This window comes from Rhodovulum viride (genome assembly GCF_003265965.1).
Taxonomy (GTDB): Bacteria; Pseudomonadota; Alphaproteobacteria; order Rhodobacterales; family Rhodobacteraceae; genus Rhodovulum; species Rhodovulum kholense.
The window spans coordinates 1-16,829 of the sequence record NZ_MUAV01000006.1 but is presented as its reverse complement, the minus strand read 5'-3'; the positions used below and the strand labels follow the sequence as shown (position 1 = coordinate 16,829).

General features: G+C 66.7%; 11 protein-coding genes and 2 pseudogenes. 7 read left to right on the top strand and 6 right to left on the bottom strand.

What is annotated here, in order from left to right; translation table 11 throughout:
- From cysT to BYZ73_RS06310, 4 genes are all read left to right on the top strand, one after another.
- Window positions 1–840, top strand: a complete 840-nt coding sequence (gene cysT, locus BYZ73_RS06325; protein ID WP_112315321.1) for a sulfate ABC transporter permease subunit CysT — start codon at window positions 1–3, stop codon at window positions 838–840.
- Window positions 833–1,696 carry a sulfate ABC transporter permease subunit CysW gene (gene cysW, locus BYZ73_RS06320; RefSeq protein WP_112315320.1) on the top strand — a complete coding sequence of 288 codons (864 nt, stop codon included), beginning with the start codon at window positions 833–835 and terminating at the stop codon, window positions 1,694–1,696. Before cysT ends, cysW begins: the two co-directional genes overlap by 8 nt.
- Window positions 1,697–1,709: 13 nt before the next feature.
- Complete coding sequence (locus BYZ73_RS06315; protein ID WP_112315319.1) at window positions 1,710–2,429, top strand: sulfate/molybdate ABC transporter ATP-binding protein; 720 nt, start codon at window positions 1,710–1,712, stop codon at window positions 2,427–2,429.
- Between the two features lie 389 nt (window positions 2,430–2,818).
- Window positions 2,819–4,162, top strand: a complete 1,344-nt coding sequence (locus BYZ73_RS06310; protein ID WP_112315318.1) for an RsmB/NOP family class I SAM-dependent RNA methyltransferase — start codon at window positions 2,819–2,821, stop codon at window positions 4,160–4,162.
- Window positions 4,163–4,171: 9 nt separating this feature from the next.
- Here the strand turns inward: BYZ73_RS06310 and BYZ73_RS06305 are convergent, their stop codons facing one another.
- Window positions 4,172–6,196: a YgiQ family radical SAM protein gene (locus BYZ73_RS06305; protein WP_112315317.1), complete on the bottom strand. Its 2,025-nt coding sequence runs from the start codon at window positions 6,194–6,196 to the stop codon at window positions 4,172–4,174.
- A 235-nt stretch (window positions 6,197–6,431) separates the two neighbouring features.
- Window positions 6,432–7,406 carry a murein L,D-transpeptidase catalytic domain family protein gene (locus BYZ73_RS06300; RefSeq protein ID WP_245943065.1) on the bottom strand — a complete coding sequence of 325 codons (975 nt, stop codon included), beginning with the start codon at window positions 7,404–7,406 and terminating at the stop codon, window positions 6,432–6,434.
- A 267-nt stretch (window positions 7,407–7,673) separates the two neighbouring features.
- On the opposite strand from BYZ73_RS06300, the gene BYZ73_RS06295 reads away from it, so the two are divergent.
- The gene (locus BYZ73_RS06295; protein ID WP_108024620.1) at window positions 7,674–9,635 is read left to right on the top strand and encodes a putative bifunctional diguanylate cyclase/phosphodiesterase; all 1,962 of its coding nucleotides are present in this window, start codon (window positions 7,674–7,676) and stop codon (window positions 9,633–9,635) included.
- Window positions 9,636–9,842: 207 nt separating this feature from the next.
- On the opposite strand, the gene BYZ73_RS06290 is transcribed toward BYZ73_RS06295, so the two are convergent.
- A complete protein-coding gene (locus BYZ73_RS06290; RefSeq protein ID WP_112315315.1) occupies window positions 9,843–11,399 on the bottom strand; it encodes an alanine/glycine:cation symporter family protein in 1,557 nt (518 codons plus the stop codon).
- Window positions 11,400–11,410: 11 nt separating this feature from the next.
- A complete protein-coding gene (locus BYZ73_RS06285; RefSeq protein WP_112315314.1) occupies window positions 11,411–11,842 on the bottom strand; it encodes a universal stress protein in 432 nt (143 codons plus the stop codon).
- A gap of 416 nt (window positions 11,843–12,258) precedes the next feature.
- Between BYZ73_RS06285 and BYZ73_RS06280 the strand changes: the two genes are divergently transcribed.
- Together BYZ73_RS06280 and BYZ73_RS06275 are read left to right on the top strand one after the other, a co-directional pair.
- Entirely contained in the window at window positions 12,259–14,175 is a 1,917-nt protein-coding gene (locus BYZ73_RS06280) for a zinc dependent phospholipase C family protein (protein ID WP_146746260.1), read from the top strand.
- 46 nt (window positions 14,176–14,221) lie between these two features.
- Window positions 14,222–15,355 (top strand): hypothetical protein, encoded by a 1,134-nt coding sequence (locus BYZ73_RS06275; protein WP_112315312.1) that lies wholly within the window; start codon window positions 14,222–14,224, stop codon window positions 15,353–15,355.
- A 388-nt stretch (window positions 15,356–15,743) separates the two neighbouring features.
- Here the strand turns inward: BYZ73_RS06275 and BYZ73_RS06270 are convergent.
- A pseudogene (locus BYZ73_RS06270) lies at window positions 15,744–16,423 on the bottom strand (DEAD/DEAH box helicase); the annotation flags it as partial.
- A 214-nt stretch (window positions 16,424–16,637) separates the two neighbouring features.
- Window positions 16,638–16,829, bottom strand: a pseudogene (locus BYZ73_RS06265) (integrase core domain-containing protein); the annotation flags it as partial.

The window sequence follows — 16,829 nt, the reverse complement described above, 5'->3', positions numbered from 1 at the left end:
ATGAAAGCGGCCCTTCTCCGCGCGCCCTCTCCCCTTCCGGGGTTTGGGCTGAGCTTCGGGATCGCGCTTGCGATGCTGTCCATCGTGGTCCTGCTTCCCATCGGCGCGCTGCTGGGCCGGGGCCTCATGATCGGCCCGGCAGAGTTGTGGGGGATGGTGAACACGCACCGGGTCTGGTCGGCGCTGGCGCTGTCGTTTCGCGCAGCGGTGATCGCGTCGCTTTTCAACCTCGTCTTCGGGCTGGTGTTGGCCTGGGTGCTGGTGCGCTACCGTTTCTGGGGCCGCCGCCTCATCGACGCTGCGGTGGATCTGCCCTTCGCGCTGCCGACCGCGGTGGCGGGCATCGCGCTGACGGCGCTTTACACCCCGAACGGCCCCTTCGGACAGGCGCTGGCGCCGTTCGGCCTGCGGATCGCCTATACCGAGACCGGCATCTGGCTGGCGCTCGTCTTCATCGGCCTGCCCTTCGTGGTGCGCACCGTCCAGCCGGTGATCGAGGAACTGGACCCCGATATCGAGGAGGCCAGCGCCACGCTGGGCGCCCGCCGGAGCCACACCCTGCGCCGGGTGATCCTGCCGACGCTGACGCCCGCGCTGCTGACCGGCTTCGCCCTCGCGCTGGCGCGGTCGGTGGGCGAATACGGCTCGGTCATCTTCATCGCGGGCAACATTCCCGGCCTGACCGAGATCGCTCCGCTGCTGATCGTGATCCGGCTCGAGGAATACAATTACGACGCCGCCGCGGCGATCGGGATCGCGATGCTGCTGATCTCGTTCGCCATGCTGCTGGCCATCAACGCAATCCAGATCTGGAGCAGACGGAGGATCGGCCTTGTCTGACATCGTCCTTTCGCGACCCGTCCCGGTCACGACCGAACCGCCGCTGGCCCGCGCGCTTCTGGTGGGCCTCGCCATCCTCTTCGTGGCACTCTTTCTCTTCGCGCCGCTTGCGACGGTCTTCGCCGAGGCGCTGGCCCAGGGCTGGCGCGGCATGATCGCGGCGCTTTCGCTGCCCGATGCGCAGGCGGCGATCCGCATGACCCTGAGCATCGCCGTCATCGCGGTGCCGCTGAACGCCGCCTTCGGCATCGCGGCCGCCTGGGCCATCGCCAAGTTCGACTTCCGCGGCAAGGCTTTCCTGATCACCCTGATCGATCTTCCGTTCTCGGTCTCTCCGGTCGTGGCGGGCCTGATGCTGGTGCTGCTTTTCGGGGCGAACTCGTCGCTGGGCGTCTGGCTGATGGCCCATGACATCCGCATCGTCTTCGCCTTCCCGGCGATCCTGCTGGCCACGCTCTTCGTGACCTTCCCCTTCGTCGCGCGCGAACTGATCCCGGTGATGATCGAGCAGGGCCGCACCGAGGAGGAAGCCGCGCTGACGCTGGGCGCGTCGGGCTGGCGCACCTTCTTCACCGTGACGCTGCCCAACATCCGCTGGGCGCTGCTTTACGGCGTGCTGCTGTGCAACGCGCGTGCCATGGGCGAGTTCGGCGCGGTCGCCGTCGTCTCCGGCAAGATCCGCGGCGAGACGGCGACGATGCCCACCATGGTCGAGATGTTCTTCAACGAATACCTCTCGGTCGCGGCCTTCACGCTGGCCTCGGTGCTGGCGATGCTGGCGCTTCTGACCCTGCTGCTGAAATCCCTGCTCGAATGGCGCCATGCGGACCTGCTGGCGGCCACGCGGCGTCATTGAGAAAGGACGGCCCATGAATATCGAACTCGAGGAACTCGCGAAGGAATTCGGCACCGAACGGGCGCTGCATCCGGTGTCGCTGTTCATCCCGTCAGGCGCGCTCATCGCGCTGCTCGGGCCGTCGGGATCGGGCAAGACGACGCTTCTGCGCATCCTCGCGGGGCTTGAATTTCCCACCTCGGGCCGCGTGCGGTTCGACGGGGCGGACGCGACCGGGCTTTCGGTCCAGGATCGGCGCGCGGGCTTCGTCTTCCAGCACTACGCGCTTTTCCGGCACATGACCGTGTTCGAGAACGTGGCCTATGGCCTGCGCGCGCGGCCGCGCAGGGAACGCCCCACCGAGGCCGAGATCGGCCGCCGCGTGAACCGGCTGCTGGACCTGATCCAGTTGCCCGACATCGGCGCCCGCTATCCAAACCAGCTTTCGGGCGGGCAGCGGCAACGTGTGGCACTGGCGCGCGCGCTGGCGATCGAGCCGCGGATGCTGCTGCTGGACGAACCCTTCGGCGCGCTCGATGCCAGGGTGCGCAAGGAACTGCGCCAGGGGCTGCGCGAAATCCATGACAATACCGGCCTGACAACCGTTTTCGTGACCCATGATCAGGAAGAGGCAATGGAACTTGCCGATCTCGTCGTCGTCATGTCGATGGGCCGCATCGAACAGGTGGGCAAGCCCGCCGAGATCCGCGCAAGACCCGCAACTGAATTCGTGCGAACTTTCACCGCGGTCTGACCAAGGGCCCGAGCCGGTCCGCCGGGAACCGCCCCTCTCTGGCGGTCGCCGGCGGGCCGCGCGCCCGGGCCCTGCACACGGCTGGCCGCAGATCGCGTCCGCCTCGTTGCCCTTGCGCGGGTTCGGGCGCACTTCGCGCGCGGGCCGTGGAACGCTCCCGGCGCCCGCCTCCCCCTGACCCAGGAGGCGAAGGCGGCGTCCCGCAGGACCGCCCGCGCAGCGCGTCCGGCCCTGGCGGCGCGGCGCGAAGGACGGTTTCCAAAGGCGGATCTTCCGGCTAAGACCGCGGCGAGTGCCGCAAGGCCGCCGGGACCGGCCAGGAGGTTCGCCCCGCGACCGGACGCGTGTCTCGCCCCTGTCCTGAACCGTTTCGAGCCCGACCTCCGACCGTGACCCCTGCCGCTCGCCTGCAAGCCACCCTCGATCTTCTGAGTGACATCGACAGCGCCGCGCGCCCTGCCGATGCTGTCGTATCCGCCTGGGTCCGCTCGCGGCGCCATATCGGCGACAGGGACCGGGGGGCGATCATCGAGCTGCTGCAGACGCTTCTGCGCCATCATGCACGGCTTGGGTGGTGGCTTGCGAAACAGGGGCGCGACGCCACGCCCCGCGACCGGCTGCTGGCCTGGCTCGTGCTTGGCGAGGGCAGGACGCCCGAACGGATCAGACGCCTTTTCAATGGCGCGAAAGCCGCGCCCGCCGCCCTGACCGAGCGCGAACAGGCGTTCCTGACCCGGCTGCGGGGCTGCACCATCGTTCATCCGGCCATGCCGGACGAGGTGCGCCTTGAATGCCCGGCCTGGGCGGAGGCGGCGCTTCGGCGGCGCTTCGGGGCGGCCTTCGAGGCCGAGATGGCGGCCCTTCTGACCCCCTCCCCGCTCGATCTGCGGGTCAATCCGATCCGATCGACGCGCGAGGCCGTGCTTGGCGGACTGAAGGATCTTGGCCTTCGGCCCGAGGTCTCAAGGCTTGCGCCCTATGGCATCCGTTTGAACGAACGCCTGTCGCTTGCCCGCCTCGACGGGCTCAGGACCGGCGCGATCGAGATCCAGGACGAGGGCTCGCAACTGGTCGCCCTGCTGGTCGATGCCCGGCCCGGAGAGCGCGTGGCCGATTTCTGCGCCGGAGCCGGTGGCAAGACCCTGGCGATTGCGGCCCAGATGGCCAACAAGGGCCGCCTTGTCGCCTGCGATGTCAGCGAGGGGCGCCTGAAGCGCTGTGCCGAACGGGTCCGGCGCGCGGGCTTCCAGAATACCGAAACCCGTCTGCTGACCAGCGAAACCGACCGGTGGGTCAAGCGCCAGAAAGGCAGCTTCGATCGCGTCCTGGTCGACGCACCCTGCAGCGGCACAGGCACCTGGCGGCGCAATCCCGATGCTCGCTGGCGGTCGCCGGAGGAACACGGGCTGGACGGTCTCGTGGCGCTGCAAGGCCGGATCCTCGCGAGTGCCGCGCGGCTGGTGAAGCCCGGTGGACGGCTGGTCTATGCGACCTGCTCGATGCTGGCCGAGGAGAACGAAAACCGGGTGGCCGCCTTCCTCTCGGCGCATCCCGGGTTTCGCGTCGTGCCGCCCCGCGAGGCCGCGCCCGGGCTGGCGGCAGCGGTCGAGGGCGCATACCTGTCGCTGACCCCCGCGCGCCACGATACCGACGGCTTCTTCGCCGCCGTCCTGCAGCGCGAGGATCCGGCGCCGGCCGCGGAAGGCGAAAACGGTCCGCCCCCCGGCGCCTGAGCGCGCGGCCTATTTCCGGGGCAGCGGCACGCCCTTGGTGGTGAAGGCCTGCCCCCTGAAGCCGCCGCGCGCGGGACGTTTCTTCGCGCCCATCTTTCCGGTTCCGAGCGGCTGAGTGGCGGGCACAAGCTGGTCCGGGCGCGGCCCGATGAGGTCCGCACGCCCCATGGCTCTCAGCGCCTCGCGCAGAAGCGGCCAGTTCTCGGGGTCGTGATAGCGCAAAAAGGCCTTGTGCAGGCGGCGCTGGCGCCCGCCGCGCACGGTCTCGACCCGTTCGGAGGCGCCCCGGCGCACGGCTTTCAGCGTGTTGATGCCGGTATGGTACATGGCCGAGGCCGTGGCCATGGGCGAGGGCAGGAAGGTCTGAACCTGATCCGCGCGATAGCGGTTCTTCTTCAGCCAGAGCGCGAGGTTCAGCATGTCCTCGTCGGTGGTGCCGGGATGGGCCGCGATGAAATAGGGAATGAGGTAATACTTCTTGCCCGCTTCCCTGGCGGCGGCATCGAACATCTCCTTGAAGCGGTCATAGGTGCCGATGCCGGGCTTCATCATCAGCTCGAGAGGCCCGCGCTCGGTATGTTCGGGCGCGATCTTCAGATAGCCGCCGACATGATGGGTGACGAGTTCCCTGATATAGTCCGGGCTCCGGACGGCCAGGTCATAGCGCACGCCGGAGGCGACCATCACCTTCTTGACGCCCTCGACCTCGCGGACCTTGCGGTACAGCCGGATCAGGTCGTCATGCGAGGTATCGAGATTGGGGCAGATCTCGGGATAGACGCAGGACGGCAGGCGGCAGGCGGCCTCGACCTTCGGGTCCTTGCAGGCCATCCGGTACATGTTGGCGGTCGGCCCGCCGATATCCGAGATCACGCCGGAAAAGCCCGGGGTCTTGTCGCGGATATGCTCGATCTCGCGCAGGATCGAGGCCTCGGACCGGCTCTGGATCTTGCGGCCCTCATGCTCGGTGATCGAGCAGAAGGTGCAGCCGCCGAAACAGCCGCGCATCACCGTGACCGAGAACTTGATCATGTCCCAGGCGGGGATCTTGGCATCGCCATAGGACGGATGCGGCGCGCGCGCGTAAGGCAGGTCATAGACCGCATCCATTTCCGCACTGGTCAGCGGGATGGGCGGCGGATTGAGCCAGAGATCGCGGTCGCCATGGCGCTGGACAAGCGGGCGGGCATTGCCGGGATTGGCCTCGCGGTGCAGCACGCGCGACGCCCGCGCATAGGCCTCGCGGTCGCTTGCGACCTCGTCGAAGGAGGGCAGCCGGATGACGGTGTCGCCGGACTTGCGGCTGGCGCCCTCGTCGGCAGAGGCAAGATCGTCGGCCCGCAACTCCGTATATTCCGCAGGCACCGGGCGGAACAGGGCAACGCCCCGGATCGCGTCGAGATCGCGGGCCGCCTCGCCGGCCGCCAGCCGGTGCGCGACCTCGACGACGGCGCGCTCGGCATTGCCGTAAAGCAGCAGGTCGGCCTTGGCATCGGCCAGGATCGACCGGCGCACCTTGTCGGACCAGTAGTCGTAATGGGCGATGCGCCGCAACGAGGCTTCGATGCCGCCCAGTACCACCGGCACGTCCTTGTAGGCCTCGCGGCAGCGCTGCGTGTAGACGATGGTACAGCGGTCCGGCCGCTTTCCGCCCTCGCCGCCCGCCGTATAGGCGTCGTCATGGCGCAGCCTGCGGTCCGAGGTATAGCGGTTGACCATCGAATCGAGATTGCCGCCGGTGACGCCGAAGAAGAGCCGCGGGCGCCCCAGCGCCCTGAACGGCTCGGCCGATTGCCAGTCGGGCTGCGAGATGATGCCGACGCGGTATCCCTGGGCCTCGAGCAGGCGCCCGATGATCGCCATGCCGAAGCTCGGATGATCCACATAGGCGTCGCCGGTCACGACAATGACATCGCATTCGTCCCAGCCAAGCGCCGCCATCTCGGCCCGGCTCATCGGCAGGAACGGCGCGGCAGGCCCGCCGGAAGAGGGTCGGCGCGACGGCGGGAAAAGCGGAGGAACAGAGCTGCGCATGATCTTCGCCTATAGTCCGGGTGCCGCGAGACTGCAATTCAACTCGCCTTGGGCGCAGGGTCGACCCGCCCCGCGCCGGAGCCGCTGTGGCGGGCCTGATCCCGTCATGCCCGAACGTTGGCGCACACCTTTCCGGCCCCTCGAAAAACCCTGCCAGGTCTCGCGAGCGCCTGCCTTGCCCGAGAAGTTCCAGCCAGCACCGCAACACCCGTTCGGCGCAGGAGCCGCCCCGCCCTCACTTGCAGATCGGCAGTTCCGGCGGCGCGAGTTTCGGCAGGGAGGCGCGCCAGTCGTCGATGATCGGCCCGAGCGTCTCTTTCGGCCAGAACCGGGGCGCGCGGATGGTTTGCAGGCAGGTGTCATTCCAGTAGAGGCCGGCGCGCGACAGGGATCTGCCGACCGTCACCGCGGCCGCGACGGCGTCGATATCGCCCGATTCCGGATAGATATAAAGCGTGGTCGGGTTGTCCTCGACCAGCGCGAGAATCTCTTTGGACGCGGTCTCCGACCAGGTGGTGCAGCCATTGCTGCGGCCGCCGGTATAGTTGACCAGCTTGCCATAGGGCACATAGCCCTCCGTGTCGGCATGGGGGCTGTCCGGGTTCTTGAACCGGCACTGCCATCTCACCAGAACGGCCGGATGTCCGCCGATGGCCCGTTCCCGGGCATTCGCCGTCTCGCCTTCCCCGTCGAAAAGCAGGAACGTGCGGAAGAAGGGTTCGCGCCGGTTCGCGGCGCCGACATAGCCCTTGAAGGAGGTCCGGGTTTCGGCGGTCACATAAGAACCGCCCGCGGTCAGCTTGGACCCTTCGGCATTGCTGAAATGCCTTGCGCAGTCGCGGCCGTTCGAGAAATCCGCACGCTGCAGCTTGCGCCCGTTGCCATGTCCCGACGAGACCGCGCGAAAGGATCTTTGCGCCTCGCAGATGACGTAGAACCGGCGCCCGGGCGTGCCGTCGCGCGCGGTGCTCGGGCGGGTTGCGTCCATGGCTAGGTAGCAGGGATTGCGCACCGTGCCCTGCTGCAGTTTCTCGTGGTAGAGCCTGCGCGCCCTGTCCAGAACCACCGGGGCGATCTGGCCCTCGCCGGTGCCCAGATGCGCGTGCAGCCAGGCCGGAACCTCCGGGGCCCCGGCGCGCGCCGGGGCCGCGCCGCCCAGCGCGGCCCCGACCCCGGCCGCAAGGGCGAAACAAAGCGCAGTGAACCGCAATGTGCGCGTCTCCTTCTGACCATCGTCCACACCAGTATAGCACAGCTTCGCGATCCGCGGGGATCGGCACCGGCACCGGCGGACAGGACCGTCGCCCGCCCCCGGTCTTGCGGCCGGGCGCCCGAAACTCGCTCCCGCCCGGTCCCGCGGTCCGAGGCGAACCCGATAAGATTGAATCGGTTCTTTTGTCGCAGTTTGGACCGAGTTTACGACTGTTGTGCGATGGGAATGAAGGGGGAACGACGAAATGAGGGAGCGATGCGCCAAATGGCGAACTCCGTTCTGGCGCCGATCCGTTCGGCATTGACCAAGCATCCCAGCCCCGAGGATGCCGCAAGCGTCGTCCACGGGACGCCGGTCGGCGCGCTGGTCACCGCGTTCAACGCCATCGCCTTCGCCGCCAATTCCTATCAGGACGGCAACGCGGTCTTCCTGGCGTTCTGGCTGCCCGCGGTTCTGGTTTTGTGCCTGACAATGACCCGGAAGTCGCGCAAAGCCGCCAGACACAGGGTGTCGCGGGTCTCTCCGCGCGCGGCCCGCATCCTTGCCCGCACATCCGCCCTGCTTGCCCTGCCCTGGGCCGCGCTGGTGGTCTATGTCTTCGCCGCCCACGGTCCGGGCGAACCGATGATCGTCATGCTGGTCTGCGTCGGCATGCTGTCGGGCGGGGCCTTCATGCTGCACCGGGCCTTCGTCGCGGCGCTGTGCTACATGCTGACAATTCTCGTGCCGGTGATCTTTTCCCTCCATTTCGGGGGCTGGGATCAGGCCTGGTCGGTGACCGCCTTTGCCGCAGCCTACGGCGTTTTCCTCGCCTATTTCGCCTTCACGGCAGGCGAAACCGCGCGGCAGCGCGACGACTCCGTTGCAGCCCTGTCGGATGCCGTGGCACGCCTGAAAAGGGCGCATGACGAGAATTTCCTGCTGGCCAATGTCGACGACGTGACCGGGCTGGTCAACCGCAAGGCCTTCAACGACCGGCTGCGTGAGGCGGTCGACAGACAGAAGGCGGGCGGATGCAGTTTCTCGCTGCTTCTGATGGACCTCGACCGTTTCAAGAACGTGAACGATCTTTTCGGGCATGGCGTGGGCGACGAGCTTCTGGCCGAGGTGTCGCGACGGCTGCGGGCCAACCTGTCCGAAGGGGATCTGATCGGCCGACTGGGGGGCGACGAATTCTGCATCCTGCTGCCCGGCGCCACGGACGAGGCCGCGATCCAGTCGATTGCGGGACGTCTGCTCAGGGTTCTGCATGGTCCGGCCCGGCTCACCGGGGGCGTGGTCTATCCCGGCGCGTCCTTCGGCGCGGCGATCTGTCCCGACGATGCCGCCGATCCGGTCGACCTGCTTCTTCGGGCCGACCTTGCCCTCAACCACGCGAAGGAAACCGGGCGCGGCCAGTGCGTCACCTTCAACGATCAGCTCCGTCAGCAGCTGATCGCCAGCGACGAGATCGAGGCGGGCCTGCGCATCGCGCTTCGGGAAGACCGGCTGAGCATTGCCTATCAGCCCAAGATCTCGCTGCGTGACGGACAGGCCGTCGGTGCCGAGGCGCTGGTCCGCTGGAAAACCGCCGGGGGCGAGAACATACCGCCCGACCGTTTTCTGTCCATCGCCGCCGAACGGGGCGTTTTGCCCGATCTTTCGCGCCACATCGCCGAAATGATCGCCGGGCATATCCTGACCTGGCGCCGGGCGGCGCTGAGCCCGGGCAAGATCGCGTTGAACATTCATCCCGACGACCTGAAATCGCCCGAACTGCTCATGTCCACCATCGCGATGTTCGAGGCGCAGGGGATCGACGGCAACGACCTTCTGCTGGAAATCACCGAGGGCTGTTTCATCGGCCGCGGCACGGACATGGCGGCCATGGTACTGGATTCGCTAGCGGATCGGGGCTATGAGCTGTCGCTTGACGATTTCGGCACCGGCCACGCCTCGCTGTCGCATCTCAAGAAGATCCCGGTCAGCGAGGTGAAGATCGACCGCAGCTTTGTCGCGGGTCTCGCGGTCCGGCGCGATGACCGGGCCATTGTCGCGGCGATTGCCGAAATCACCAAGGGCATGGGGATCCGGTCGGTCGCCGAAGGGGTCGAGCACGACACCCAGCGCGCGATCCTGACAGAGATGGGCATCGACCTCGGCCAGGGCCATCTGTGGTCGAGGCCCATCACCGCCGAGCAATACGCAAGCTTTCTGGGCAAGGACGGCGTGAAACGGCGCGCGTGAGCCGGTCTTGCCACCACGCCCCCGATGCCGGAAGACCGCGGGGGTCAGCAGACCCGGAGCCATTGGGGCCGCCCGAAGGCCACCGCAATCTGCTCAGGACGCAGGGACGGCTGCTTCCGCCCGCCTGACGGTCGCGTGAGGGGCGGGTCGTGGACCGCTTTGGCAGATGGGGCCGGCGCCGGAACGCCGCCTCCCGCAGCTGGGCCTCTATTCGGCCGGGGCGCCGCTGAATTTCCGTATCTCGCCGGTTTTCAGACGGGCGAAATAGGAATTCACCTCCCTGCGCACGATCGGCATCAGCACGTAAAGCGCAGCGATGTTCACCACCGCCATCGAGAAGATCGCCGCGTCCGAGAAATCGATCACCGGTCCCAGGCTGGCCGACGCCCCGATCACGACGAAGATGCAGAAGATGACCTTGAACGTCAGTTCCTGCACCTTGCCCTCGCCGAAGAGGTAAGTGAACGCCTTGAGCCCGTAATAGGACCAGGAAATCATCGTGGAGAAGGCAAACAGCACCACCGCCAGCACCAGCACCACCGGAAACCAGGAAAAGACCGAGGCGAAGGCAGCCGAGGTCAGGGTCACCCCCGACGTGCCGCCGACGGTCTGGATGGCCCCGTCCTGAACGATGTAGCGGCCGGTGTCGGGGTCGATCATCAGTTGCCGCGTGATGATGATGACCAGCGCCGTCATGGTGCAGATCACGACCGTATCGACGAAGGGCTCCAGCAAAGAGACCACGCCCTCGGTCGTGGGTTCCTTGGTCCGCACCGCCGAATGCGCGATCGCGGCCGAGCCCACGCCCGCCTCGTTCGAGAAGGCCGCGCGCCGGAAGCCCTGGATCAGCGCGCCGACCAGCCCGCCCGCCACGCCAAGACCGGTGAAGGCCCCGGCAAAGATCTGGCCGAAGGCCCAGCCGATCTGGTCATAGTTCGCAGCAAGGATCACCAGGGCGGCGCCGACGTAAAGCAGGCCCATGAAGGGCACGACCTTTTCGGTGACCCGGGCAATCGACTTGATGCCGCCGACGATGACGGCGAAGACGATGGCGGCAAAGACGATGCCGGTGATCCAGCCCGGATAGTCTCCGACAAGGCCGGAAATCTGCGCATGGGCCTGATTGGCCTGGAACATGTTGCCGGCCCCGAACGAGGCCAGGATGCAGAAGACCGAGAACAGCACCGCAAGGATGCCGCCGCCCTTCCGGCCGCGCTCGGCAAAGCCCTTCTTCATGTAATACATCGGCCCGCCCGACACCGTCCCGTCGGGGTATTCGTTGCGGTATTTGACCGCCAGCGTGCATTCGGTGAACTTCGACGCCATGCCCAGAAGACCGGCAAGGATCATCCAGAACGTGGCCCCGGGCCCGCCGATGCCGACGGCGACCGCCACGCCCGCGATATTGCCAAGCCCGACCGTGCCCGAAAGCGCCGTGGCAAGCGCCTGGAAATGGCTGACCTCTCCGGCATCGTTCGGATCGGAATAGTCGCCCCGGACCAGCGCAATGGCGTGAAAGAAGGCACGCACCTGGATCAGTCGGAAATACCAGGTGAAGATCGAGGCGGCCACGACAAGCCAAAGCACGATCCAGGGAAAGCCGGTGAACGGGATCGGCGCGAAGATCAGCGCCACGAAGGGGCCGGTAACCGTGGCAAAGGCCTCGTTCACCCGGGCGTCGATGGTTGCGGCCTCCTGGGCAAGGCTCATCGCCGGGATCGTCGTCGCGGCCAGCAGGGCGGGGATGAATGTCGATCTGGTCATCTCGGATCTCCTCAGCCGACGACGGTGACGGGGATGGTCGAATGCATCGCGAGGTTCACGCTCGACGACCCGAAAAGCCGCTGGCTGAACCCGCCTTTCGAGGCACGCCCGATCACGATCAGGTCCGCGCCGTTTTCCTCGGCCAGCCGGTGCAGCGTGTCCGCGACATCGCCGTGATGGACGAGCCCCGAGGCCGTGAACCCGGCCTTTGCGAGCGCCGCCACGGCCGGATCGACGATGCGCTCCTGCGCCGCCGCGACCTCTTCCAGCCGGCGCTTGTGCCGCTCCGCATTTTCCTCGGCTGTCTGAAAGGAATAGGGCGACCATTCGATGACATAGGCAACAAGCAGGACCGCGTCCTCCATCGCCGCAGCCAGTCGCTTTGCATGATCGAGCGCCCTTGTGCCCGTCTCATGCCCATCCAATCCCACGAGAATCTTCATTGGGTCGGCCCTCCGCTGTCGGTTTCTCTTGATCGTTTTGGTTTGCGCATGTCCCGAAACGGTAGGCTGGATCATCACGAAACCGAAACGATTTGTTAAAGAATCTTGATGCATCCGCCGCCACCTGCGGGAAATGCGGTCAAACCGGGCAGGCGCCGGCCCTGTCGGCACGGGGATGCAGGGCTGAACGGATCAGGGGTTTGCCCGGCACGCGGCCCGGGCCGGCCGCGGTCGGTCCCGCCGGAACGGCACGCTCCTTCGGACCGGAACAGGACAACGCGCCACGAAATTGACTTTGCGTCACCTTGGGCGCATCATTCGGACATTTCGCGGCCGCGTTTCTTTTCAGTTCGTTCGAGTCCGCCTCACCGTTCGAGGCCTTTTGGACCCAAATTCGTTTTCCCAGGGAGGTGCCCATGCCAGGCCCCGCAATGCATCACATGATCGCCGACCGTCTGAAGGCCGCCATTCAAAGCGGGCGCGGGCTCGGCGAGGGTCCGGGACCGGACGAGGTCCAGAAGCTGCAGGACCTTCTGGCCGATCCGAAGAACCTGCCCTACCTCTTTTTCGGCTGCCACGGGCCGGACCCGTTCTTCTTCAACACCAAGGATCTGAACCCGACGGTCGGCAAGCTGGTCGAGGTCTACAACGACGTCGGCGACTTCATCGACGACTTCAAGGAGGCCTTGCTTTCGGTCGTGCCGCAGCCGGTCCTGGACGCGCTCGAGGCCTTCGACGAGGCCGTGGACGAGGTGATCGAGGATTCCGCGCTGCTGAGCGAGCTGGAACAGACCTTCAACGACATCAACAACGTCCTGACCGGGCTTCAGGCGACGCTGACCGAGGCGCTGAAGGCCTTCGTGTCCGACTTCAACCTCTTCGACCTGATCTCGCACCCCTATCGCGACGGCGCCGCGGAGGGCGAGTGGTGGTGGTTCGACGCCATGCATTACCGCAAGACCGGGCGCATGGCCGAAGAGCTGCTGAACTCGACCCGCGACATGTCCTCGCCGCATCACCTCTACGCGCTTGGCTACCTGACCCATGTGGGCGCCGACACGGTCGGCCATGCCTATGTCAACCTCTGGTCCGGCGGCCCCTACCGCAGCCAGTCCCAGCGCCACAAGACGGGCGAGAATTTCCAGGATGTCTTCAACCTGCTGAACGTCACCGGACAGGACTGGAACCGCTCGAAAATCCATGCGCTGTGCAACTTCAACTTCACCGGCACGATCTCGGACGAGGAACCCGAGGGCGACCCGAAGCTGCCCCCCGATTTCGCGGCCTTCCTCGCCGAGGCGATGAACAAGGTCTATCAGGAGGATGGCGACCCCGACCCGGATTATGCCAGCCGGATCACCGCCTCGGATGTCGATGACACCTATCGGCTCTGGTACCGGTTCATGAAGAGCTTCACCGACACCGGCACCCTGCCCGCGCCGGTTGCCTATTCGCTGACCGCCGAGCTGCGCGAGGTCTGGGAAAAGACGACGGACAATCTTGATGAGGTCGGCGATTTTCTCGAGGACGCCACGGATACCGCGTCGGATTTTGGGATCCTCTCGATCTTCATCCTGCTGGCTGCGCTGGTCATCGCCGCGGTGATGGCGGCGGCGGCGCTGGCCGACGGCATTGCGGGCGCCGTCGTCACACTGGGCACAGCGACGATCCGCTATGCCGCCTGCCTGATCTACGAACAGGTCTACAACGCCTTCATGATGTTCCGCCTGTCGCTGGCGCTGAACGGGCTCGGCTTCCCGATGATCGAGCATCTGACCGACCCGCGGCTGCGCCAGTTCGTGACGCCCTCGATGCCGGACCCGACCGGGACCGTCGCCGCCAACGTCGCGGGGCGCGAACCTTTGCTGCGCTTCTCGGCCGATTTCCTCGGCGACCCGCTGGCGGCGATCTTCAACCAGGAACGCCACCTGATCTATCCGTTGACCGATGGCGAGAAATCCGCGGTTCAGCCCGCGCCCGCCAGCTATTTCACGCAATTCGCCACCCATTACGCCTTCGGGCGCATCCCGCTGGACGACGATCTGGTGACGCAACTGGCCGCGATGCAGGATGCAGGCGGCGATCCCGACGAGGCCGCGCTGCTGGCGCTTCTGGGTAAGCGCACGCTGGGCAACGGGCTCGACTTCAGCGGCCATCTTTACGGGCGCTGGTTCCGCGGGCTCAGGATCCCGGATTTCAACCTCGACAGCGACCGCGGCTACGGCTTCCTGTGCTGGCGGCAGAAAGGCGACAGCCCGAACGAGCCGACCCGGCTGATCACCAATATCGACCAGGCCGATCCCCGAACGGTGAGCCTGACGATCCTGCCCTGACCCATTCTTCCGTGCGCGCAATGGCGCCCCGAGACGGAGACCGACCATGACCGAGACCCTGAAGGTTGCCCGCGACTACCTGGCCGAGCTCAGGAAGCGGCGCGATGCCTATGCCCCCGACACCCTCAAGACGCTGCAGGACCAGTTTCGCCGCAAAGAGCGCAAGCCGCCCGGCGTGTTCCATGACAGCTCGTTCCTCGTGATCCGGTCCTTCGACGGCGATACCGGGGCGCGGCCGTTTTCGGGGATCACCTTCTGGCATTCGCCCGACCTGACGCTGTCGCCGATTACCAATCTGGGCGCCGCGACGACCCAGCTTCAGGCGGGCGATACCTACGTGATCCGCACCGCGCTGCAGAACCGGGGCGACCTGCCGGTGCCCGCCGCGAAGGTCGAGCATTTCCTTGTCGATCCGACCATCGGCTTTTCCACCCGGTTCGCCGAGAACCTGACGCGGGGCGCGGTGCCGCAGGCCTTCGTGCCGGCGCTGGGGGCTGCCGAAACCCGGTTCGTCTGGACCGTTCCGCCCGGCCAGTCGGGTCACAAATGCCTGTTCGCGCGGGTCTTCTCGTTCTCGCCACTGGATCTGCCGGTCGACGATGACGCGCTCGATCCCCGGCTCGACCGCCATGTCGCCCAGCAGAACCTCAACATCCTCGGGCAGGCGCAGGCGTTCAATTTCAACCTCGTTCACCGGGCCAATGCGCGGATCGACCTGGCGATCCGGGCCTTGCAACCGACCGAGCTGATGGCCCTGCGGCATCCCGCGCTGGCCGGGATCGCGCCCTTCCCGGATATCCCCAAGCGCGGATGGGCGGACCTGACCGGGCTGAGGCTTCGCAAGGGCGGGGGCGAGGTCAAGGCCGAACCGATGCCCGAGGGCCTGCGGCTGTCAATCACCGGGCGCGGCATATCGCTGGACGACCAGAAGCAACTGGGCGCCGAGATGCGCGCGGTGCTGAGGGCGATCGACGCGGGCAAGACCAAGGCCTCGGCCCATCGCGATCTCTTCGCGCGGTTCCGCGAGATGACGCGCGAGGCCAGGCAAACCCGGCTGTCGCTCCGGACCCCGCGGCTGAGCATCCCGAAGGGCCAGGCCATCGGCTTCGAGGTGATCGGGATCGATCAGGTCGCGGGCGACGGGCCGATGGGCGGGCTGACGCTGGTCGTGACCGGCTGACCCATCCGGGCCCGCCTCAAGGCGGCCCGGGCCTTGCCGGATTGCCCGATGCCAGCAGGTCCTGCCTGCGGAACACCAGTTCGGGCAGGATCGTCTCCCATTCGTCGCGGCGGATACAGGTCTGGAAGGCCTCGTCGTTGTCGGTCTTGCGCCAGCGTATGACCGCCCCGCCCCTTCCCGAAACCGTGCCGGTTCCCTCGGGCGGCGCCCAGGTCCTGGCCATGCAGCCCAGCACCCGGCCCTGCCCGTCGAGGATCCTCCATTTCCCGCCTTGCAGGTGCAGCGTGACCGGATCGCCGACCTTGGCCGCGGCGATGGCGCCAAGGGTCGCGTTCCCGTCGCGCAGACGCCCGTCACAGGACAGATTGACCGAGGTCAGATCCGGCACCTGATACTGGTCGGCCATCAGCACCACCAGGGGCGAGATCACCACCGTCAGCGCGCCGGTCTTCTCGTAAAGGCTGAGCGCCGAGACCTGATAGCACACGGATTTGCCGGTGCCAGTGGGCAGGATGCCAAGGACATTCGCATGCCGCATCACCTCGGCCACGATGGGCTGTTGCAAGGGTGTGCCGTCGCAGTCCACCGGCTGGGGCCGGAAGCCGTCAAAGCCGAACCACGACCTCAGCGCCGCGACCGGGTCGTTCTTCGTGGCGTACCAAGCGCAGGCGTCGTCGCCACAGCTTATGTCGCACAGGATGAGGCCCGCCTGCGGAAAGCTCGCCCGCACCCAGGGCGGCATCACCGACTCTCCGCCCGCGACCGCGATCCAGGCCAGCGCATAGGCCATCGACCAGCCCGCTTTCGGGTCCGAGAGCGTGTCCAACACCGGCCCGACCCGCGCGCCGCAGACCTGTCCGGCCAACAGGGTCTCGATGGCGGCGAAGGCAGTGGCGCGATCCAGCCGGGGGCGCGCCGCCAGCAGATGTTCGATATCAGGGCGCAGGATATTATGGCCGATGACATGCGCGGATTTGCCCAGCGCCTTTTCGAGCTGGTCGAGCCCCCGGGCGACCGGCCCTTTCGGCGCCACGACGCGGGTCCGTCGCCAAACCGGACCGCGGCCAGATCGAAGATCCGGGCCGTCTTGGGATCAACTTCCAGATCGACCGACAAACACCGCTCTAGCAGGGGCGTCTTGTCCTCTGTCCGCGATCTCTTGAAACTCGGATACGCCATCGGGCCCGAAAAATAACAGGTTATGTAATAAAGTTAGCTGCCACATCCCGCGAGATTGCAGACGCGCTTCCTGAACTGCCCCGGGTCTGTGGCGTCGTCAGCCCTTGAGGAGTGCGACGGGGGTTCGCCCCTTCAGGACTGATTGCGGGAGCTGGGTGTTGCAGAGGTGGACGTAGCGCAGGAGGGTCTGCTCGAGGTCCTCGCCACTCTGGAAGAGATGGCTCTGCGGGACATCCTCGTTCCTGCCGTTGAACCGCTCGACCATGCCGTTCGTCTGCGACCGCATCGGCGGCGC

Coding starts and splice junctions, on each gene's coding strand:
- cysT (WP_112315321.1), top strand. CDS start 1: ATGAAAGCGGCCCTTCTCCGCGCGCCCTCTCCCCTTCCGGGGTTTGGG.
- BYZ73_RS06315 (WP_112315319.1), top strand. CDS start 1,710: ATGAATATCGAACTCGAGGAACTCGCGAAGGAATTCGGCACCGAACGG.
- BYZ73_RS06305 (WP_112315317.1), bottom strand. CDS start 6,196: ATGCGCAGCTCTGTTCCTCCGCTTTTCCCGCCGTCGCGCCGACCCTCT.
- BYZ73_RS06295 (WP_108024620.1), top strand. CDS start 7,674: ATGGCGAACTCCGTTCTGGCGCCGATCCGTTCGGCATTGACCAAGCAT.
- BYZ73_RS06290 (WP_112315315.1), bottom strand. CDS start 11,399: ATGACCAGATCGACATTCATCCCCGCCCTGCTGGCCGCGACGACGATC.
- BYZ73_RS06285 (WP_112315314.1), bottom strand. CDS start 11,842: ATGAAGATTCTCGTGGGATTGGATGGGCATGAGACGGGCACAAGGGCG.
- BYZ73_RS06280 (WP_146746260.1), top strand. CDS start 12,259: ATGCCAGGCCCCGCAATGCATCACATGATCGCCGACCGTCTGAAGGCC.
- BYZ73_RS06275 (WP_112315312.1), top strand. CDS start 14,222: ATGACCGAGACCCTGAAGGTTGCCCGCGACTACCTGGCCGAGCTCAGG.